The organism is Thalassotalea marina (assembly GCF_014656435.1).
GTDB classification, from domain to species: domain Bacteria; phylum Pseudomonadota; class Gammaproteobacteria; order Enterobacterales; family Alteromonadaceae; genus Thalassotalea_C; species Thalassotalea_C marina.
The window spans coordinates 49,434-70,516 of sequence record NZ_BNCK01000001.1; the positions used below are offsets into that span (position 1 = coordinate 49,434).

The window sequence follows — 21,083 nt, forward strand, 5'->3', positions numbered from 1 at the left end:
TATTTAAAAAACGTGTGTAAGGGAAAGTCGATGTCATCTAAAACATTTAAAAAAGGCGTCTTGGCGAGCACAATCGCTATGGTCCTTGCTGGTGGTGCAACACCACTTGCAATGGCTAATGACGGCGCAGATAAAGACGTAGAAGTAATTGAAGTAACGGGTATCCGTGGTTCAACTAAAGCAAGTATTAACGCAAAACGTTTTGCTAGCTCACAAGTTGACGGTATCGCAGCAGAAGATATTGGTAAGTTACCAGACGTAACAATTACTGATTCACTTCAGCGTATTACCGGTGTTCAAATTGAGCGTGTTGCTGGTGAAGGTGGTGCAATTCAAATTCGCGGTTTACCTCAAATTGATACAACAATGAACGGTGAAACCTTCTTATCTGCAACAACAATTGATACTTCTGGTGCTGATTTAGGTGATTTACCAGCGCAGTTATTCAGTGGCGTAGATGTTTATAAGTCTGCAACATCAAAAAATGTAGCGCAAGGTATTGCTGGTGCAATTGATCTTAAAACTCGTCGCCCATTCGCTATGGAAGAGGGTTGGCAGTTTGCTGGTGGTGCAGAAGCGACTCGTGGTTCGATCACTGAAGAAACTGATCCTACACTTCACGGTTTAGCAAGCTACAACGCTGGTAACTGGGGCTTTTTAGTTTCAGCAGTGACACAGGAAGTTACTCTAGCAACTGACTACAATGGCCACAACGATACGTCGGAAAATGGTGGTTTAGGTTGGACATCAAACAACTTCGCATGGAGTACACCTGCTGAAGGTGCTGAATACCGTAATATCGTTCCACACGGTTTTACTGCATTTAATAAAACAGAAGAGCGTGAGCGTGATGCAATTCAAGCATCTTTCCAAGCTGATTTGGGTGAAGGTTTCACGTTAACAGCTGATTATTTTTACACGCAACAAGATCGCTTTAACGCGCGTTCAGGTTTTAACAACAACAACCGTTGGCAAACATTTGCTCAGTATGCATTTGCAACTAACTATACTGGTGATTCGTTTAAAGATGCAGATGGAAATGAATGGCGTGGTGTAGATGCATTTAAGATGCGTCCATATCGTTTACAAACATTTACTCAAGTAAATGTTAACGAAGAAAAATCTAGAAACTTTAACCTTCAATTAGATTACGACAATGGTGGTAACCTAACTGGTCAAGTGCGTTTTACTGACGCAAATGCGACGGCAAGAATGCGCCACGCATACGGTGAAGGCGACATCATGAGTACTGACCGTGGTGCTCTTGTAACAGGCCCTGGTGGATTTACTTCTTCTGCATATTGTAATGATAGCAATACAATCGTAGGTCAAAATGGCGGTTGTTTCGGAGACTTCTCTCAAGGTATCGAAGATAAAGACTTCTTCCTAACGCATGACGCAAGTGGTGAACATCCGACATTTGGTGGTTTTGATACTATTGTTAGTGGCGGTCAAGGCGAAATGTCTGTTGCTGATTACATGGCGAGCTTAGATTCATACCATATTGGTGCATTTTCATCTGAAGGTAACACTGATGATGAAGCTGATATGCGTACCTTTAGCACAAAATGGAATTACGCTCTTGAAGATCATGCATTTATTACGAGTGTAGATTTTGGTATTCGTTACTCTCAGCGTGATGTTGATCATGACCAATTTACTTACACATCAGACTTTGGTAACGGTTGTGATATCGCACAATGGAAAGCGGTTGACCAAAACTTAGATCGTGGTCAAGGCCTATTATCAGATAACCCTTGTGTTGGTGTTGCTGGTGCGGGTGAATACTTAACTGAAGATGCATTTTATGCTGATGGCACTCCAGTAATGGCACCGTTTGATGTAAATGGTGATGGTGAGATTGCAGACGATGAAACACGTCAATTAACCGCTGGTGATTGGATGCCATATACACTATTGCCTCCTACACGACTTGATCAACATACGACAGTATCTTGGCAGACAAATTTTGGTAATGTAAAAGGTATTCCTGGAATGTGGGTAATTGACCCAAGTAATTTCCGCAATCCTCGTCAATTCCATTTAGATACTTTTGGTAATGTTGCCCGTACAGAAAATGGTGGCGCAACGTATGATGTAGGTTTAGATGAACTATCTTACTTCTTACAAGCGAACTTTGAATACGGTAAACTAAGCGGTAATGTTGGCCTTAAAGTTATTGAAACAACACTATTTGTTAAGCAAAACTTAATTGGTGGTAATTTACCTCACTCTGGCTTAGGTCCAGATATCGGTGATGTTGTAACTGAACGCACATACAAAGATGAGCTACCATCTTTCAACTTTGCTTACCAATTAACTGATGAGGTAGTATTACGTGCTGCATATTCTGAAAATATGCAAGCCTTAGATCTAGCTCAATGGGGCGCAGGTAAAGACGTTGGTATGGTGTTCAATAATGATTGTGGCTGTATGCGTGTTCAAACTGTTACACTTAACGGTAACCCAAGCCTAAACCCATGGCGTTCAGACAACTGGTCATTATCAGCTGAATGGTATGCAGGTGATGCATCAATGGCATTCGTATCAGCGTTTGGTATCGACATTGCTGAATTTACTGAAAGTAAAACAGAACTACGTAATGAAGAACCTGATGGTGACGGCGTAATTCGTGGTCCACATCCAACAACATTTACTGCGCAATCTAAAGGTGGTGAAGTTAGTGGTTTTGAATTGGGTGGTAAAGTTGCACTTAGTGATTTCTTAGGTGAAGACAGCGTTTTAGCTAATGTTGGTTTTGATTTGAACTATACATATACAGATTCAAAACAAGAAGCTAAAGATGCCCGCGGTAGCGATTTACCATTTGAAGGAATGTCAAAAGATACATACAACGCAGTTGTTTGGTATGAAAATGAAACATTCTCAGCTCGTTTAGCTTGGAACTCTCGTAGTCCTCGTTTGATGACATCTGGTAATGCAGGTACAGGCGGCCAATCTCTATACCAAGACGATTATTCGCAACTTGACTTCAATGCCACATACAACTTCAGCGAAGATATTAGCTTCTACATTAACGGTTCTAATATTACAGAAGAATACCAACAAACTTTCATCGAGTTTGAAAAGCAAAAAGCTTTCCAAAACGTTTATGAAGCACGTTGGACAGTTGGTACTCGCGTTAAATTTTAATTACAAGAGTTAGCTAACGAATAAAAGCCGCCTAATGGCGGCTTTTTACTTTGTGATAAATCAATACAAAAGTAGAAAGCCTTGTTACCATGGGGGACAGGTTTTGATCGAGTTGTAAGATCAAAAATGAGTAAGTTGACGAGCGTATCGATGACAAGTTCAAAAGAAAAAATTAATAATATTGTGATAGTGGGTGGTGGAACATCGGGTTGGATGACGGCAGCGGCCTTAGCTCATCAAAATCAATCTAAATCTATTCAAATCACACTAATAGAATCTAGCAAAATGGGCACCATTGGCGTTGGCGAAGCAACGATTCCTACGCTTAGACGATTCTATCAAAATCTCGGTATGACAGATCTAGAAGTCTTAAAAAATTCTGCTGCAACCTGTAAATTAGGTATCGAGTTTATTGATTGGCATAAAAAAGACACCAGTTTTATCCATCCTTTTGGTATTTACGGACAAGGTACTCCAGAAGTAGCTTTTCATCATTACTGGCTTAGAGCAAAAAAAGAAGGTGTGTCGACAGCCTTGGAGCAGTTTTCCTTAGGGGTGCAGTTGGCAAAACATAATAAGTTTATGTTGCCATCAAATAGTCCCGAGAGCCAGCTTGAGATATTTGATTGGGCTCTACATTTTGATGCTGCCTTGTTTGCACAAATGATGAAGTCAAATGCGTTAAACAACAAGGTTTCTCACGTCGATGGAGAAATAAAAGAAGTTTCCGTCGATTCAAATAACAACATTCAGTCGCTAACATTAGCCTGTGGTACAAAAATAGAGGCTGATTTATTTGTCGATTGTTCTGGTTTCAATTCACTGCTGCTGCAAAAAGCGCAAAAAACGGGCTATGAAGATTGGAGCCAATGGCTATTTTGCGATAGTGCTGTCGCAGTACAAACTGAATTAACAAATAACCCATTGGCTCGAACTCAGTCAATTGCTCATCATGCAGGCTGGCAATGGAAAATTCCCTTACAACATCGCCAAGGCAATGGTCATGTGTATTGTTCGAGGTACATCGATAAGTTGCAAGCGACAGAAACACTATTGAATAATATTGATGGTGCAGTCCTTCACGAGCCAAGACATTTCAATTTTACTCCTGGTCGAGCAAAAAAAGCGTGGAACCAAAATTGTGTTGCAATAGGACTTTCATCTGGCTTTTTAGAACCACTAGAATCAACCAGCATCGCGTTGGTACAAACGGCGATCGAAAAGTTAACGTCCCTAATCAATGAAGGTTTTTATAACGACCAAATAATTTCGAAATTTAATGATGCTACGATACAGGAATATGAACGAGTAAGAGATTTCATCATCTTGCATTACAAGTTAAACCAACGAGAGGACTCAGAGTTTTGGGTAAGTTGCCAACAAATGGCAATACCTGACTCTCTTCAACAAAAACTCGATTTTTATCTTCAAACTGGGAACATCCAGCGCTTAAACTGGGAGATCTTTGGAAAAGACAGTTGGTTAGCCATATTAGATGGTTTTGCTGTCTATCCCGAAGAACATGATCAACGAGCTAACAATATGAAACAACAATACTTATTTGATCATTTAACTTATATGCAGCAACGAATTTCAAACACTGTTGAAAGTGGGCAAAGCCATGGTGATTTTTTAAAACAACATTGCCGATATACCTATGAATAGTTTGGGATAAGAACAAATGAATATTAATAAAGATCCAATTAAAAAAATTGCTATTGTTGGTGGTGGCACCGCCGGCTGGTTTGCCGCGTCTACTTTGATCAGTGTTTTTAAAAGTTCAGGTTTGCAAATAGAGCTTATTGAATCAGAAGAAATTGGTATCATTGGTGTCGGAGAAGCAACTATTCCTCCTCTAATTTCTGTTTTGCATGGCTTAAATATTAATCTAGTTGATTTTATCAAGGCAACCCAAGGTACTTTTAAGCTTGGCATCCAGTTTGAAGATTGGCATACCAAAGGAGAACACTTTTTTCATCCATTTGGCAGTATTGGTAAACCAATTGATGGCTACGACTTCTTTCAATGCTGGTTAAAGTGCCGTGCCGAAGGAGATAAAACGCCGTTGATGGCGCATTCACCAGAGACCATTTTGGCAAGCAAAAATAAATTTTTTCCACCATTTGATGTGAAAAACACGCCTTTAGAGCGAGCGGACTATGCTTTACATCTAGATTCTGGGTTGGCAGGAAAATTTTTACGTGATTTTTCCGAAAAAAAAGGTGTAGTTAGAACCGAAGGAAAGGTTGAAACTGTTCAGCAGCATCCAAATGGTGATATTAAGTCTGTCACCCTAGCTTCTGGACAAGTTATTGAAGCTGATTTTTTTATTGATTGTTCTGGATTTAAAGGCCTACTAATAGAAGAAACCTTAAAGGTAGGATACGAGGATTGGTCTCAATATTTACCTTGTAACAAAGCTGTTACGGTTCAAACTGACAACGTAGGAGAACCAGCACCATATACAGTCGCTAAAGCTAGAGAAGCTGGTTGGACATGGAGAATTCCGTTACAGCACAGAACTGGTAACGGTTATGTTTTTTGTGACAAATTTATTTCTGATGAACAAGCAAAAGCAACTTTGCTAGATAGTATACAGGGGCAGCCACTGATGGAGCCTCGCTTTATCCCGTTTACTACGGGGATGAGAAATAAAACATGGCATAAAAACTGCCTTTCATTGGGGTTAGCACAAGGGTTTTTAGAGCCATTAGAATCTACCGCTATTCACTTGGTCACCAAGTCTTTAGCGGTTTTTATTCGAATGTTCCCGGCCTCAACGCATAACGAAACCTTGGTAAACGAATACAACAGGGCAATTCGCAAAGACTATGAAGAAATAAGAGACTTTTTAGTATTGCATTATTGTACTACAGCTAGAGATGACTCTGAGTTTTGGCGTTCTTGTCAAACTATGGAAATTCCAGAAAGTTTACAGTATAAAATTGACTACTATAAAGTCGCAGGAGGCTTAAATATCAAAGCTGAAGAGCTATTTCAGTCTACAAGTTGGCATGCGGTTTTTCATGGTATGCACGTTGAACCTTCGAGATACAACCCTACGCTCGATACATGGCAAGCTGAAAAGCTCAAAAGTATTTTAGCGCAAGGTGCACAAGGGCTGGCTAATATTTGTGACAAACAACCCAGTCATAAACAATTTATTCAGCAGTATTGCTCTGCACCTAAACTATAAGCTAAAGGCAACATTTGTTGCCTTTTTTGCTTTGTTTATTTGAATACAATTTCTTCTGCTTTACAGTGTTTGGTGATAAATGCTTGGTGTGACAGAGCTTGTTTTGCTGCATTATCAATAGAATCCTTCATTTGATTTAGATTATTTATCAAATCATTAAGCGGAATTTGGCTTGCTCTTGGGTCAAATGAATTTGGTTGAATGCCAAACCCATTATACATGCTCAACCAACTCGCCTGTTCGAACGATTCACATTCCCTTTCAATTAAATGCCCTCGGCTTTGATATACGCCAATTTTATGCTCAAGTGACTCCGGTATGTCCATTGTTTGGCAATAGCGCCAAAATTCTGAATCATCGCGTTTAGACAGCTTGTAATGCAGTATTAAAAAGTCACGTACATGTTCCACTTCAGTGTTATGCAAACGATTTACCTCATCAATATCGAATTGGTTTAAACCTGAGTGAGGGAAAAAGGTTAACAATTTGTCGATGATAGATTGAATCAATGAAATGCTAGTCGATTCTAACGGCTCTAAAAAACCAGAAGATAAGCCGACGGCAATACAGTTTTTATTCCACACTTTTTTGCGACGCCCTGGAACAAACTTAAACGGTCGAACTTCATTTAAGGTTTTACCTTCTACTGATTCTAACAATACCTGTTTTGCTGCTTGTTCTGTTTGGAATTTGCTAGCAAATATGTATCCATTGCCCATTCTATGCTGCAGAGGTATGCGCCATTGCCAACCATTGGCTTTGGCAATTGAACGTGTATATGGCGTTGGTTCTCCCATAAGCTCGGTTTGTACAGCTAGTGCTCTGTCACATAACAGCCAGTGGCTCCAATCTTCGTAACCAGTATTTAAGGCTTTTTCAATCAAAAGACCGGTAAAGCCAGAGCAGTCGATAAATAAGTCGCCTTTTATCTTTTGGCCATTTTCGAGTGTTACTGATTCAATCTCGCCAGATTTAGCGTCTACGGTTACATCATTGATTAAAGCATCAATATGGTTCACGCCCAGTTTTGTCGCAAAATTCATTAAAAACTTGGCGTATAGCCCTGCATCAAAATGAAAGGCGTATTGATAATCAGCTAATGGTGAGGGGGGATTAGGATGAGGTTGTGCAAAATTTCCATGTTTGGCTAAAACGCTTGGAAAGCAAAAGTCTTTTAAAGCGTACTGTTGTCCTTCACTGTTAGCTCGATGAATGTAATGGTGAAAATCTACCTGATTCACTGGCAAGCCATAATCAGAAAAAGGATGAAAAAAAGATTCTCCTTCTTTATGCCAATCTTCAAACTGAATGCCCAATTTAAAACTTGCTTGTGTCGCTTTAATTAATTCAAGCTCATCAATCCCTAAGTTTTTATTATAAGTAACAATGTTTGGGATTGTTGCTTCACCCACGCCAACGGTGCCCAGTGTTGAAGACTCTATAATCGTAATATTATTGGCTTTATCACCAAAATATCGTGCCAAACTGGCGGCACTCATCCAGCCTGCCGTACCACCACCGACAATAACAATTTTTTCAATAGGCTTTGACATGAACCACTCTCTTTCCATTAAATGTTGATTGAGTTTGACACAGTTGCAACTTGCTTTTTTTGTTGTATATCAAAATGAATGTCGTCGCATGACTGTCCAATATCTAAGTGCAGATACGATTGGTAAACTATACAGCAGCCATAGAGATGTAAAGAATTTTTTGACAGCGTTGTCAGTATCGTTCATGGTTAATCAATAATAATTGTTTATAGGGTAGGCAAATGAAACGAGAGTGTTCTATATCTGCGTTAGGAATTGTACTCTTACTAGCAGGCTGTAATGCAGAAAAACCTCCTGCGCACAAAAGCAGTGAAAGTATAGCCAAACCCCATCAAACGCTTAGCCAACTAACACAAGCTGACATTGATTTATTGGCAAATAACTTACAAGTGCAGTTTATTCACCAATCTAATCAAGCTTCAGATAGATGTGACAAATCAAAAACTGATGGCTTGTGTTTTGCGGCTAAGTTTCGCTTTACCACTCCCATTGATTTACCTCTCGCAGGTTGGAGCATTTATTACAGCCAAATAGCTCCGTTACATAATAACGACAGTGATTTATTTCAATTAGAACATCTCAATGGTGACTTACATCGGTTAACACCTAGCAACAAATTTACTGGTTTTAAAGCAAACACTACGTACGAGATTCCTTTTCGTGCTGCTTTTTGGAGTTTGGCAGAATCAGACATCATGCCCAATATGTTTATCGTGGCAGATAACTTAGCCCCTAGAGTGATACAAAGTACAAAACCGGCTATAGATCCTGAAACACAAATGGAGTTTTTACCATTTGTACAAAGCTACACGAATTACAGAGATCATTTTCAGCGCACGCCTGCAGACTCTACGCCTTGGCTAGATAGCCATGGGTTCTATCAACGTAATCTCGCATTAGGTACAGAGCTTACCGATGTCAGTCGGGTGATTATTCCAACACCAAAGAAAGTGATATTTCCCGAGCCATCAAGTGATATAAATTTAGCTAGTGGTATCCAAGTCACATTGCAGGGGGTTGAACGTAGTCAGGTAGATGTTGCATTAAAAAGATTGGCAAGCTTAGGTATCAAAGAAGCTAATAATGGCTTAACAGTGAAACTGGCGGTGAAAGCTGATAGTAATAAAATAATAGGCAGCTATTCACTAACGGCAACACAAGCTGGCATCAGGATCACAGGTGTTGATGCGTCAGGGGTGTTTAATGGGTTACAAACATTAGCAAGTTTGATCACGCTAAATAAGCCAGTTATTCCCATGGTGACAATTGAAGATGAACCTTTATACGAATTTAGGGGCTTACTGGTCGATGTAGCGCGAAACTTTAGAGACAAAAACTTTATTATTAAGCTGATGGATCAAATGTCTGCTTATAAGTTGAATAAGTTACATCTGCATATGGGAGAGGATGAAGGTTGGCGATTAGAAATTCCAGGCTTACCCGAATTGACAGAAGTGGGGGCCCAGAGGTGTTTCGACCCAAATGAACAAAAATGTTTAATGCCTCAACTCGGAGCAGGTATTGATCCTAGCAGCAAAAACAATGGCTACTATAGCGTTGAAGACTATAAAGAAATTTTAACAGCGGCAACTGCACGCCATATTCAAGTACTGCCTTCTTTAGATATGCCAGGTCATTCAAGAGCTGCCATCAAAGCCATGGAAGCAAGGTACAACAAATACTCTGCACTTGAGCAAAAAGACAAAGCCAATGAATATTTGTTATATGATCCTAATGACAAAACTCAGTATTCATCTATTCAGTTTTATAATGACAATACCATTAACGCTTGCCAGGAATCATCTTATGCTTTTGTGAAAAAGGTGATGACAGAAGTCAAAAAAATACATAACGATGCTGGCCAACCTTTAACTCGTTATCATATTGGCGCTGACGAAACAGCAGGTGCTTGGTTGGACTCTCCAGTCTGCAAAGCCTTTATTGAAAATAACGATAAAGGTATTACAGACATGAAACAGCTAGGGGCTTATTTTGTTGAACGAGTCGCTAACATGTTAGCTGATATGGGAATTGAACCTGCTGCTTGGAGTGATGGACTAGAGCACACTAAGGCCAATAATATGCCTGCAGTTGTGCAGGCAAATGCGTGGGGTCACTTGCCTTGGGGCGCACACCATACATTAAGCGAATTGGTCAATCGAAATTGGCAGGTTGTACTGTCAATTCCGGATGTCACTTATTTTGATTTTCCCTATGAAGCAGATCCCAAGGAGCATGGCTATTATTGGGCGTCGAGGCGCACTAATACCGAAAAAGTATTCCAATTTATGCCGCAAAATATTCCAATACACGCCGAATTTTGGTTAGACAGACAAGACAATCCTTTTGTTATCGATGACACCTTACAGGTAGATGCTTCAGGTAAAACGACACATCAACCAATGAAGGAAAGTAAAACCTACTTTGGCTTGCAAGGGCAACTGTGGAGTGAAAATGTTCGCACTGACAATATGGCTGAGTATAAAATTTTCCCTCGTTTGATCGCATTGGCTGAACGAGCATGGCATAAAGCGACTTGGGCAGTGCCATATAATTATCTTGGTGCTAAGTATGATCAAACAAGTGGTGTTTTTAATGAAAACTTAAAGCACCAAAGAGATCAACAGTGGCGATTGTTTGCCAATGCTCTGGGTCAGAAAGAGCTGCCTAAGTTAGATAAAGCAAACGTCACTTATCGATTGCCAACTGTTGGTGCCAAGGTTGAACAAGGCGTTTTATATGCAAACATTGCTTTTCCAGGATTAACCATTGAATTTAAAGATGGCAATAAGCCCTGGACAACTTATAACGAACCGACGGCTGTTGGAGATAATGTTCAGGTAAGAGCCGTTACTAAAGATGGACAAAGAAAAGGCCGTTCAGTTTCTGTTGTGGTGTTATAGTGCTAAAAACAAAAAATATGGTTGAATTGTGCGCAATTCAACCGACTGTAATTACGGCTGTTTTATCCAAATGATGTATAAATATTCATAATTAATAAATAAAACGTGTTAATTTTTGTTAAAAAATAAATGACAACGCTGTCATTTCTGGTTAAGATGAAAATATCAACGATTACATAGAAAAATTTGTCTGTGACTAAGCAGTACAAATGAAAAGAGCATGAGGTCCACATGCCTAACAGCAGTGACAACAACAATTCATACTTCTTAGGTATCGATGGTGGTGGTAGCAAAACTAAAGCTATTATCGTCGATGCAAACAATAAGGTGCTAGGAGAGGGTATCTCTGGGCCTGCAAATCCATTACACGGTTTTGAACAAGCCGTAAATTCGATCACAGAATCTGCCGAAATCGCTTTAGCCAATTCAGGTTTATCTATTTCACTAGGTGACCTAACAGCTGGTGTTGGCCTTGCGGGTGTTAATTTACCTGTATTGTTTGAACAAATGTCAAACTGGCAACACCCTTTTGGCAGAATGTTCTTAGCAACAGATTTGCTTATTGCTTGTTTAGGTGCTCACAATGGCAGTGATGGTGCAGTAATGATCACCGGAACAGGTTCATGTGGATTTTCCTATGTCAAAGGGCATCCTTATACTTTAGGTGGTCACGGTTTCCCTCATGGCGACAAAGGAAGTGGTGCTTGGTTTGGTTTCCAAGCGGCGAACTACGTATTAATGTCATTAGATGGGCTAAAAGCGCCTTCAGCTATCAATGAAAAATTACTAAGCCTGTTGCAAGTTAAAGACGGGTTAGAAATGGTGGAAGTTATTGCTGGTAAACCAGCTGCTTTTTACGCCAAAATGGCAAATTTGGTATTTGATGCGGCTGAGCAAGGTGACCAAGTTGCACAAGAAATTGTCAAAGAAGGAGCTGAATATATCAGTGGTATCGCTAGGCAGTTACTTAAACAGCAACCTCCTCGCATCTCATTAATTGGCGGATTAACACCACGCATTAAGCCTTGGCTTGATGATGATGTAAAAAACATATTGCAAGACCCATTGAGCCCACCAGAAATCGGTTCAGTGATCTATGCTAAGCAACAGCTCGCGTTGCTTTAATTTAACGTATTTTTCAATAAAGGTTATAACATGACTCAAACGATTATGGAGCAGGAAGCTAAACAAGCTCCCTCAGTTATTGAAGGCCAATTGGCTGCAAACAAAGAATTAGCGCAAGCGATTGGTGCCAAACTACGTGAAATCTCTCCTAAAATGGTGATGATCATTGGCCGTGGCTCGTCTGATCACGCTGGTGTTTTTGGCAAATACTTAATCGAAATTGAAGCAGGTGTACCAACATTTGCAGCTGCACCGTCAGTATCAAGTGTCTATGGTAAACAACTTAAATTAGATGGCGCATTAGCGATTGTTATTTCACAATCGGGTCGCAGCCCTGACATTTTAGCGCAAGCTGAAATGGCTAAAAAAGGCGGTGCTTTTGTTGTTGCCTTGGTGAATGATGAAACTTCACCATTAAAAGATATTGTTGACGAAGTGTTACCACTTAAAGCTGGCGCTGAGATTTCAGTAGCAGCAACAAAGAGCTATTTAGCGACATTGTCAGCGTTACTTCAACTAACCGCATACTGGACGCAAAACCAAGAGTTAGTTGAAGCACTAGATACGTTACCTGCTGCATTACAAGCTATGATTGATTCTGAGCCACAGTTAACATCTCAATCTATTGAAGGTGTTAAAAATATGGTCGTGCTTGGCCGTGGTTTAGGTTATGCAATCACTAAAGAAATGGCGCTAAAACTAAAAGAAGTTAGCTCAATTCATGCGGAAGCTTTCAGTTCTGCTGAATTTTTACATGGCCCAGTTACTCTTGTTGAACAAGGTTTAGCAATTCTTAACGCTGCAGTAAATGATGAAAGCGCTAACTCTCACGAAGAGCAAATTACTGAAGTGACGCAACGTGGCGCCGACTTGGTGCATATTCGTCAAATTGATAACAGTGTTCATCCTCGTATCGCACCATTGGTTGTCCTTCAGCGTTTCTACTTAGATGTAGCCGAAGTTGCGGTATCTCGCGGTTTTAACCCTGATGAGCCAAAAGGCCTTAAAAAAGTCACTAGGACCCTGTAATGACTTCCACACGTATTCACATAGAACAGTTATTTGATGGCGAGCAGTTACTTGATCATCAAGTAATATCTGTGGAAAACGGGAAAATTGTTGCTATTGATGGTGATATCAAAACAGCTGTTCAAAAAATAGCTGGGCTTGTTGTGCCCGGCTTTATTGATTTGCAGGTTAATGGTGGCGGAGGCGTGTTGTTTAATGACGCCCCGTCATTAGAAAATCTAAAAACCATGATTGCAGCACATGCCATGTTTGGTACTACTGGCATGTTACCCACTCTTATCACTGATAAAGTCGAGGTAATGGCACAAGCTGCAGATGCAATGGCGCAAGCTATTGCAGAAAACGTTCCTGGAATTTTAGGCATTCACTTTGAAGGCCCACATCTTTCTACAGCGAAGAAAGGTACACATGTCGAAGAGTACATTAGACCTATTTCTGAAGCGGAGTGGCAAATTTTAGAACGTAAAGATTTAGGGCAAATTTTAGTCACACTTGCACCTGAAACTGTCAGCGAAGCAGATATTGAACGCATGGTCTCACTGGGCATTAAAGTGTGTTTAGGCCATACCAATGCTAGTTATGAAGTTGCTCAAAGAGCGATAGATGCCGGAGCTGATGGCTTTACCCATTTGTATAATGCGATGTCGCCCCTTCAAGGTAGAGAGCCAGGCGTAACAGGCTGTGCATTACTTAATGACAGTGCTAGCTGCGGGATCATCATTGACGGTCATCATGTATCGTATGCCAGTGCTAATTTAGCCCTTAAAACTAAGCCTACTGGCAAGGTATTTCTTGTTACTGATGCGATGTCTACTATTGGCACAGATCAAACAGAATTCTCCTTTTTTGACCGCACTGTGTATTTAAAAGATGGGCGATTAAATTCAACAACTGGAGAATTGGCCGGCGCCGCTTTAGATATGGTAACTGCTGTAAATAATGCCGCAGACTTTTTAAATATTAGTTATCATGAAGCTGTTCGCATGGCGAGTAGTTACCCAGCCACTTACATAAATCAGCAAGGTGTTCGTGGTGAACTGAAAGTAGGACAAGCGGCAGATTTTGTCGTGCTCAATGCAGATCGCAGTGTACAAAGTACTTGGATTGCAGGGCAAACAATATATACAAATTAACGATTACAATTAAACAATAATAACAACACGCAAGTATTTGAGGAAACTATGGAAATGACAATGTCGAAAGAGAAAAAGCAGAGCAGTGTGGTCCCAATGGCCATTGTTGCCACGCTCTTTTTTATCCTGGGATTTGCTACTTGGTTAAACGGCTCATTAATGCCTTATCTCAAGCAAATTTTAAACTTAACACCGATTGAAGCGTCTTTGATTCTTTTTTCTTTCTACATTGCCGTGACTTTTACTGCAATTCCATCTGCTGCGGTGATCCGTCGAGTTGGTTATAAAAATGGTATGGCGCTTGGTATGGCAACGATGATGGTTGCGGGTTTACTTTTCATACCTGCGGCTAAAACGCAATTTTTTGCCTTATTCTTATTTGCTCAACTGGTCATGGGAACAGGACAAACGTTATTGCAAACAGCGGTTAACCCTTATGTTGTTCGTTTAGGCCCTGAGGAATCTGCTGCAGCACGTATCAGTGTTATGGGTATTCTAAACAAGAGTGCTGGCGTTATCGCTCCTATGGTGTTTACTGCCTTGATCTTAAGTAACTTTACTGGCTCTGTAGGCAAAGAACTTAGCGCAGAAGAAGTGGATCAAATGGCGAATGGCTTGGTTTTACCTTACCTTGGCATGGCATTGTTTATTGGTTTATTGGCGTTGGCCGTTAAAAAATCTCCTTTGCCTGAACTTGAAAACGAAGATGAGCAAGGTGATAAAGGACAAGTTAAAGAAGCTTGGTCACATCCAAACTTGAGATATGGTGTTATCGCACTGTTTGTATACGTGGCTGTTGAGGTAATTGCCGGTGATACTATCGGAACTTACGCCTTGTCTCTTGGCATTGAAAATTACGCCGTGATGACGTCATACACTATGGTATGTATGGTTATCGGTTACGTATTAGGTATCATCTTTATTCCTCGTTTTATTTCTGGTGCAAAGGCACTTGCAGCGTCAGCTATTTTAGGTGTCGTGTTATCTGTAGGTGTATTAATTGCTGACGCACAATCTTTTGTAATTGCCAGTGCAATTTTAGTACCTTTTGGTGGTGCAAATTTACCAGATCCGTTAGTACTGATTGCATTGTTAGGTTTGGCTAATGCGATTTGTTGGCCTGCAATTTTCCCTCTAGCGCTTTCTGGCTTAGGTAAACTAACTAGCACGGGTTCTGCATTGTTAGTTATGGGTATTGCTGGTGGCGCATTTGGTCCACTATTTTGGGGTATGTCTACTGGGACGTCGTTTGGACAACAAGGCGCTTACGCAGTCATGCTTCCATGTTATTTGTTTATCCTATTCTATGCGCTGAAAGGCCATAAAATGAGAAAGAAAGCTTAAAGTTATATATCTCTGGAAAGTATTTGCCCGAAAGGGCATACCATCTCACTAGTTGAGGGTGCGTTAAAAAGATCTTATTTGATCGCCCTGGGTTTAGGCTCAGGGTTTTTTTTATCTTTAAAAAACCTACACTTGTATACTTACACTTTAATTGTTATTAGATTGTTAACAGAAAAATAAGTTACTGGCTTATCAAATTTCTCTTTAGTAAGATGTTGTCACATTTTGTACAATCGGTACTGTGCAGCAGCACTACTGTAGTATGCCTCATATAGGCGGGATCGCCTGTTGTAAAAATAATAAAGGTTGGTGATGAGTAGTAGTAGTTCTGAGTTGGTCACGGTAATCTATTATTGTGATAACTCTATTGAGTTGATGTTTCATGTTGGTCATTTTGATAAAACGGCATCTGGTAGAGTGATCTTGCCCGATGGTTTTAAAAAGAATAAATCAATTGTAGCGGTATGTAGAGGCGAAGTTGATATTTTAAATAAAATAGGCGACCGCATTTTACCAAATGAAAATATTGCATAAAAAAAGCGCCTTAGGCGCTTTTTTTAACATCGAATTTAAATCGTTTAATAACTCTTCTTTTGCTCTTTTGAGTATTCTGGTGCTGTATGGCCTTCACCTAAAGCATCGGCAACTTCTTTAGGCATATAGTTTTCATCATGCTTAGCTAGTACTTCTGAGGCTTCTAAAATTCGGTCAGCCACTAGAGTACCATTGGCGATAATGCCTTGGCCTTCTCGGAATAAGTCAGGCAAAATACCATCATATTTTACCGTGATTTGTTCACCTTTATTGGTCAAATCAAACTTTACTTTTAAGCTGTCTTTATCACGATTAACACTGCCTACAACAACTAAGCCACCAACCCGCAGTCGTTGACCAATGACAGGTTTGATGCCGGTATCTTCCTTACCATGAACAATTTCATGTGGAGTATAAAAAAGATCTATGTTTTGGCTTAGTGCATATAAAACTAAGCTAGTTATTACTCCAACACCTGCCAATACTGAAGCAACTATGGTTAAACGCTTTTTACGACGTGGATTCATGATTCACCCTTTACTCTTGCTCGTTACGTTGAGCAGCTTGCTTTAACTTTAATTCTCTTTGTTGTCGTTTGTGAATTTGTTTGATGGTTGATTTGTGATTCACTAATGAATAAATGGTGATTAACACAAACAACAAGATAGTAATGCCGTACGACAACCAAACAAAAAAACCGTGGCCATCCATTGCGATAAATTCAGCGAAATTATTAAACTGCACTATTTTGCTCCCACCGTTTTAACCAGTTCTCTAACCCAAGGACGTGTTACATTTCGCGATAAAATTTCAGTGCGAAAACGAATGCAAATTAACCAACCGATCAAACAGACCATACCAAAAAAGCACACAACAAACGGTACATACATATCCATGGTCATGGCGGGTTTACCCATTTGCGTTACGGTTTGACCTTGATGGAGCGTGTTCCACCATTCTACGGAATATTTAATAATCGGTACGTTAACAACGCCGACAATAGCTAATATACCAGCCGCTTTTCCGCCTTGAGATTTATCTTCAAACGCATTGTTTAGTGCGATAACCCCTAAATATAAAAATAACTGGATAAGTTGAGAGGTTAAACGAGCATCCCAAACCCACCAGGTACCCCAAGTTGGTTTCCCCCAAGCTGCGCCAGTGATTAATGCAACTGCAGTTAAAACAGCACCCACAGGGGCAATGGCAGCGACAGAAGCTTCAGCAAGTCTTAACTGCCATACTAAGCCACAAAAAGCGATGGTTGCCATAGTGACATAAACGCTCAGAGATAAAATCGCTGACGGAACATGGATATAAAAAATTCGAAAGCTGTTTCCTTGCTGGTAGTCGGGTGGAACAAAAAGTAACGCCCAGGTCATTCCGATAGACAACAAAATTAACGCAATATAGCCAAACCATGGGATTAACTTACTGGTTAGTTGGTAAGTTTTCTCAGGATTTGCGTAAGGATGTAACCACTTCCACATGTTAATTAGTACTCACTTTTAAAGCTGCACTCACCGCAATAGGGGCAAGTGTGATTGAGCCAACAAATAGCGCGGCGATTATAGCAATTTGTCCGCTGTAGGGTAAGTTCATTGCAGCAGTATCTATCGCACTCGTGGCAAAAATTAGTACAGGAATATAAAGAGGTAGTACTAATAAGCTAAGTAATACGCCTCCTTTTTTTATACCAACGGTTAGCGCTACACCTATAGCACCAATAAAACTTAGAACCGGAGTTCCTAACAATAGGGTTAATAACAAGGCGCCGTAACTGTTGTCAGGCAAAAATAACAATAAAGCTAGCAGTGGCGAAACCAATATTAAAGGTAACCCTGTTATCACCCAATGCGCGGTTATTTTAGCAAAAACAATAATAAATGTAGGGCAAGGGCTCAGCAGTAGTTGCTCTAATGAGCCATCGGCATAGTCGTTTTTAAACAATCTATCGAGTGATAATAATGTTGCCAGCAATGCGGCAACCCATATGATGCCTGGACCAATACGGGCGAGCATGTTGGATTCTGGCCCTATACCTAAAGGGAACAAAGTGACCACAATGATGAAAAATAATAACGGATTGAATATATCGTCTTTATGTCGAAGTGCAATGGTCAAATCACGTCGAAAAACCAAAGCAAAAGCACGGCGATAGGATAATGTTGTTGGTGTAAATGAAGATGAATTAGTCAAAAGAATTCCTCAGAAAAAACGATATTCAAGCGTTAGCTTCTGGTAGCGTTCTGTGGGCATTTGTAAATCTTGGTGAGTCGTTAAAATAACCGCACCACCATTATCAGCATGAGATTGCATCAGCTGTTCAAGTTTTAATACACCCTTTTTATCAATTGCGGTAAAAGGTTCGTCGAGTATCCATAGCTTTGCTTGACTCTGCCATAATTTAGCTAAAGCGATTCTTCTGTGTTGGCCTGCACTTAAATGTGAGGCTAAAGCGTCCTCAAACCCCAATAAATCGACCTGTTCCAGCGTGTCTTCTGCTGTTTGATCATCTAATCCACTGATGGCTAAATTAAACATCAGGTTTTCTTGTGCAGTAAGCTCACCTTTGATGCCAACAAGGTGTCCAAGGTATAACAAATGCTGTCGATAGAGTTCAGACTCTTGATAGATTGATTGACCTTGGAAGCTAACCTCACCTTCATATGGCGCTGACAATCCAGCCAGAATTCTTAACAAACTGGTTTTTCCCGCGCCATTAGGTCCTTCAACTTGCACAATATCACCAGCATTAATACTGTAATTTAATTGTTCAAACAGAATTCTGTCTTCGCGAATACAGGTTAAATCTTTGAGTTGAAGCAGAGGTGAAACACGATCAGACATGTGAGTTGAAAAGGGCCTTACTGGTTGATTAAATGTTGTGAGTAGCTTACATCATTTAAACAAAGATGCTTTGATCTAGATCCTACACTAAGTCGTAGAATTATCATACCATTCGTTTAATTGGTAACATAAACAAAATTTATATCTATTACCTCAAGTTTGCTGCTATTTGACGAAAAACAATGATAGAATTGCAGCGTTTTTATGCTTGGTGCTAGAAGCGTTCAAGGTAGAGCAAGCTAGATCGCCATTCATTTTGCTGATTAACGTCGGAGAAGTATTTATGATCCCTGAGTTGGGGCACTTTGCCTTGATTATAGGTCTGGCCTTTGCCATCTGTTTAAGCGTTGTACCACTTGTTGGTATTTTTACCCGTCAACCTATCCTGATCAGTTATGCAAAACCACTTACGTTTGGCATGTTTGCATTTACTGGTATTAGTCTTGTCATTTTAGCCTACAGCTTTGTTGTCGATGACTTTTCTGTCAAATATATTGCCGGTCATTCCAATTCTTTATTACCTTATTATTTTAAAATAAGTGCAGTTTGGGGCGGCCATGAAGGTTCATTATTATTGTGGGTGTTTTCACTAACCGCTTGGACTATGGCTGTTGCCAAATACAGTAAAGGTATCGATGAGGCGTTTATTGCTCGCGTATTGTCTGTATTAGGTATGGTGGCCGTAGGCTTTATGTTGTTTACCTTACTGACTTCTAACCCATTTGACCGTTTGTGGCCGATAGTGCCGACTGAAGGTCGAGACTTAAATCCGCTATTGCAAGATGTTGGCTTAATCATTCACCCCCCGATGCTTTATTTGGGATATGTTGGTTTTGCTGTAGCGTTTGCTTTTGCTGTTGCCGCTCTTATGGTAGGTAAGTTAGATGCTGCTTGGGCACGTTGGGCTCGTCCTTGGGTTGTTGCCGCTTGGATTTGTTTAACTATTGGCATCGCATTAGGTAGTTGGTGGGCATATTATGAGCTTGGCTGGGGCGGATGGTGGTTCTGGGATCCAGTTGAAAATGCGTCGTTTATGCCTTGGTTAGTTGGCACTGCACTATTGCACTCTCTGGCAGTTACCGAAAAGCGCGGCACGTTCAGAAACTGGACTGTGTTATTAGCTATCATGGCGTTTAGCTTAAGTTTGTTAGGTACTTTTATTGTGCGCTCTGGTGTTATTACCTCAGTTCACTCATTTGCCGCAGATCCAACTCGTGGTGCATTTATCTTATTGTTACTCGCTATCGCGGTAGGTGGTTCACTGACACTGTTTGCATTTAGAGCATCAAATGTTGCCAGCTTCAGCCGATTTTCTTTCTACTCAAGAGAAACTGCGTTATTGCTTTGTAACATTATTTTAGTGGTTGCTACCGTCACAGTACTTCTTGGAACGCTATATCCGTTGCTTATCGATGCCGCAGGTTTAGGTAAGTTATCAGTGGGGCCTCCATATTTTAATGCGGTATTTATTCCCATCATGAGCGTTTTGTTTATTGTCATGGGAATAGGGCCTTTAATTCGCTGGAAAAAAGCAAAACAAGGTGAGTTACGCAAACAAATTACCAAACCATCAATAGCCGCTATCAGTTTAGGTTTGTTGTTCCCATTCGTTTATGCGGGTGAATTTAACTTGCTGGTTAGCTTTGGCATGATGTTAGCGCTGTGGGTATCGTTAGTGGTGATTAAAGATCTACGTAACCAAGCACAGGGTAAAGATGGTTATCAGTTTTCTCGAGTTACCTTGAGCCAATGGGGCATGACTGTTGCTCACATGGGCATTGCGGTAACTATCGTTGGTGTCACTTTAGTCTCAGTTTATGAACAAGAAGTCAGTGTTAAGCTTCATGCAGGTGAATCATACACAGTTGAAGGCTACAAAGTGACCTTTAATGGTATTAAGCCAGTACAAGGGCCTAATTACAGTGCTGAACAAGGTCAATTGCAGGTTGAAAAAGACGGTGAATTTGTGGCCTTGTTAAAACCAGAGCGTCGTACTTATTTAGTGCAAACTATGGGGATGACTGAAGCTGGCATAGACCCTGGTTTGTTCCGTGATGTTTATGTGGCATTGGGTGACCCGTTGCCGGAAGGCGCTTGGGCGATTCGAATTCACTATAAGCCGTTTGTTCGTTGGATTTGGCTAGGCGCTATTTTCATGAGTTTTGGTGGGCTATTGGCGATGTTAGACAAACGCTATCGTCGTAAAAAGGCCAAACAAACCGAGCAACTAAAAGCCAATAATGCTAGTGCAGTTACAGGGTAA

At 40.5% G+C, this 21,083-nt stretch carries 16 protein-coding genes; 10 read left to right on the forward strand and 6 right to left on the reverse strand.

Going from position 1 to position 21,083, the window contains the following annotated elements; all coding sequences use genetic code 11:
• The first annotated feature begins 30 nt into the window (after positions 1–30).
• From IE199_RS00235 to IE199_RS00245, 3 genes are all read left to right on the forward strand, one after another.
• A complete protein-coding gene (locus IE199_RS00235; RefSeq protein WP_189766715.1) occupies positions 31–3,153 on the forward strand; it encodes a TonB-dependent receptor in 3,123 nt (1,040 codons plus the stop codon).
• A gap of 126 nt (positions 3,154–3,279) precedes the next feature.
• Complete coding sequence (locus IE199_RS00240; RefSeq protein WP_229854435.1) at positions 3,280–4,818, forward strand: tryptophan halogenase family protein; 1,539 nt, start codon at positions 3,280–3,282, stop codon at positions 4,816–4,818.
• Positions 4,819–4,834: 16 nt separating this feature from the next.
• Positions 4,835–6,349: a tryptophan halogenase family protein gene (locus IE199_RS00245; RefSeq protein ID WP_189766716.1), complete on the forward strand. Its 1,515-nt coding sequence runs from the start codon at positions 4,835–4,837 to the stop codon at positions 6,347–6,349.
• 35 nt (positions 6,350–6,384) lie between these two features.
• On the opposite strand, the gene IE199_RS00250 is transcribed toward IE199_RS00245, so the two are convergent.
• Positions 6,385–7,902 (reverse strand): tryptophan halogenase family protein, encoded by a 1,518-nt coding sequence (locus IE199_RS00250; RefSeq protein ID WP_189766717.1) that lies wholly within the window; start codon positions 7,900–7,902, stop codon positions 6,385–6,387.
• Between the two features lie 221 nt (positions 7,903–8,123).
• Between IE199_RS00250 and IE199_RS00255 the strand changes: the two genes are divergently transcribed.
• The 6 genes from IE199_RS00255 to IE199_RS00280 all read left to right on the forward strand — a co-directional run bounded on the left by IE199_RS00255 (position 8,124) and on the right by IE199_RS00280 (position 15,970).
• On the forward strand, positions 8,124–10,805 hold the full coding sequence (locus IE199_RS00255) for a beta-N-acetylhexosaminidase (RefSeq protein ID WP_189766718.1): 2,682 nt from the start codon (positions 8,124–8,126) through the stop codon (positions 10,803–10,805).
• A gap of 231 nt (positions 10,806–11,036) precedes the next feature.
• A complete protein-coding gene (nagK, locus tag IE199_RS00260) occupies positions 11,037–11,930 on the forward strand; it encodes an N-acetylglucosamine kinase (RefSeq protein WP_189766719.1) in 894 nt (297 codons plus the stop codon).
• Positions 11,931–11,960: 30 nt separating this feature from the next.
• On the forward strand, positions 11,961–12,959 hold the full coding sequence (nagB-II, locus tag IE199_RS00265) for a glucosamine-6-phosphate deaminase NagB-II (protein ID WP_189766720.1): 999 nt from the start codon (positions 11,961–11,963) through the stop codon (positions 12,957–12,959).
• Positions 12,959–14,092, forward strand: coding sequence for an N-acetylglucosamine-6-phosphate deacetylase (gene nagA / locus IE199_RS00270; RefSeq protein WP_189766721.1), 1,134 nt, complete (start codon positions 12,959–12,961; stop codon positions 14,090–14,092). The genes nagB-II and nagA overlap by 1 nt, the downstream gene beginning before the upstream one ends.
• Before the next feature lie 54 nt (positions 14,093–14,146).
• Positions 14,147–15,436 carry an N-acetylglucosamine MFS transporter NagP gene (gene nagP, locus IE199_RS00275; RefSeq protein WP_189766722.1) on the forward strand — a complete coding sequence of 430 codons (1,290 nt, stop codon included), beginning with the start codon at positions 14,147–14,149 and terminating at the stop codon, positions 15,434–15,436.
• 312 nt (positions 15,437–15,748) lie between these two features.
• On the forward strand, positions 15,749–15,970 hold the full coding sequence (locus tag IE199_RS00280; protein WP_189766723.1) for a TIGR02922 family protein: 222 nt from the start codon (positions 15,749–15,751) through the stop codon (positions 15,968–15,970).
• Positions 15,971–16,014: 44 nt separating this feature from the next.
• Here the strand turns inward: IE199_RS00280 and ccmE are convergent, their stop codons facing one another.
• From ccmE to ccmA, 5 genes are all read right to left on the reverse strand, one after another.
• Complete coding sequence (gene ccmE / locus IE199_RS00285; protein WP_189766724.1) at positions 16,015–16,497, reverse strand: cytochrome c maturation protein CcmE; 483 nt, start codon at positions 16,495–16,497, stop codon at positions 16,015–16,017.
• A 10-nt stretch (positions 16,498–16,507) separates the two neighbouring features.
• Positions 16,508–16,714, reverse strand: a complete 207-nt coding sequence (gene ccmD, locus IE199_RS00290) for a heme exporter protein CcmD (protein WP_189766725.1) — start codon at positions 16,712–16,714, stop codon at positions 16,508–16,510.
• Positions 16,714–17,460, reverse strand: coding sequence for a heme ABC transporter permease (locus tag IE199_RS00295; RefSeq protein ID WP_189766726.1), 747 nt, complete (start codon positions 17,458–17,460; stop codon positions 16,714–16,716). Before IE199_RS00295 ends, ccmD begins: the two co-directional genes overlap by 1 nt.
• 1 nt (position 17,461) lies before the next feature.
• Positions 17,462–18,112 carry a heme exporter protein CcmB gene (ccmB, locus tag IE199_RS00300; RefSeq protein WP_373304752.1) on the reverse strand — a complete coding sequence of 217 codons (651 nt, stop codon included), beginning with the start codon at positions 18,110–18,112 and terminating at the stop codon, positions 17,462–17,464.
• Between the two features lie 66 nt (positions 18,113–18,178).
• A complete protein-coding gene (gene ccmA / locus IE199_RS00305) occupies positions 18,179–18,820 on the reverse strand; it encodes a cytochrome c biogenesis heme-transporting ATPase CcmA (protein ID WP_189766728.1) in 642 nt (213 codons plus the stop codon).
• A gap of 283 nt (positions 18,821–19,103) precedes the next feature.
• Between ccmA and IE199_RS00310 the strand changes: the two genes are divergently transcribed.
• Positions 19,104–21,083 carry a heme lyase CcmF/NrfE family subunit gene (locus tag IE199_RS00310; protein ID WP_189767280.1) on the forward strand — a complete coding sequence of 660 codons (1,980 nt, stop codon included), beginning with the start codon at positions 19,104–19,106 and terminating at the stop codon, positions 21,081–21,083.

Coding starts and splice junctions, on each gene's coding strand:
- ccmA (WP_189766728.1), bottom strand. CDS start 18,820: ATGTCTGATCGTGTTTCACCTCTGCTTCAACTCAAAGATTTAACCTGT.
- IE199_RS00310 (WP_189767280.1), top strand. CDS start 19,104: ATGATCCCTGAGTTGGGGCACTTTGCCTTGATTATAGGTCTGGCCTTT.
- nagP (WP_189766722.1), top strand. CDS start 14,147: ATGACAATGTCGAAAGAGAAAAAGCAGAGCAGTGTGGTCCCAATGGCC.
- IE199_RS00250 (WP_189766717.1), bottom strand. CDS start 7,902: ATGTCAAAGCCTATTGAAAAAATTGTTATTGTCGGTGGTGGTACGGCA.
- IE199_RS00240 (WP_229854435.1), top strand. CDS start 3,280: ATGAGTAAGTTGACGAGCGTATCGATGACAAGTTCAAAAGAAAAAATT.
- IE199_RS00280 (WP_189766723.1), top strand. CDS start 15,749: ATGAGTAGTAGTAGTTCTGAGTTGGTCACGGTAATCTATTATTGTGAT.
- IE199_RS00255 (WP_189766718.1), top strand. CDS start 8,124: ATGAAACGAGAGTGTTCTATATCTGCGTTAGGAATTGTACTCTTACTA.
- IE199_RS00295 (WP_189766726.1), bottom strand. CDS start 17,460: ATGTGGAAGTGGTTACATCCTTACGCAAATCCTGAGAAAACTTACCAA.
- ccmE (WP_189766724.1), bottom strand. CDS start 16,497: ATGAATCCACGTCGTAAAAAGCGTTTAACCATAGTTGCTTCAGTATTG.
- IE199_RS00245 (WP_189766716.1), top strand. CDS start 4,835: ATGAATATTAATAAAGATCCAATTAAAAAAATTGCTATTGTTGGTGGT.
- nagB-II (WP_189766720.1), top strand. CDS start 11,961: ATGACTCAAACGATTATGGAGCAGGAAGCTAAACAAGCTCCCTCAGTT.
- nagK (WP_189766719.1), top strand. CDS start 11,037: ATGCCTAACAGCAGTGACAACAACAATTCATACTTCTTAGGTATCGAT.
- IE199_RS00235 (WP_189766715.1), top strand. CDS start 31: ATGTCATCTAAAACATTTAAAAAAGGCGTCTTGGCGAGCACAATCGCT.
- nagA (WP_189766721.1), top strand. CDS start 12,959: ATGACTTCCACACGTATTCACATAGAACAGTTATTTGATGGCGAGCAG.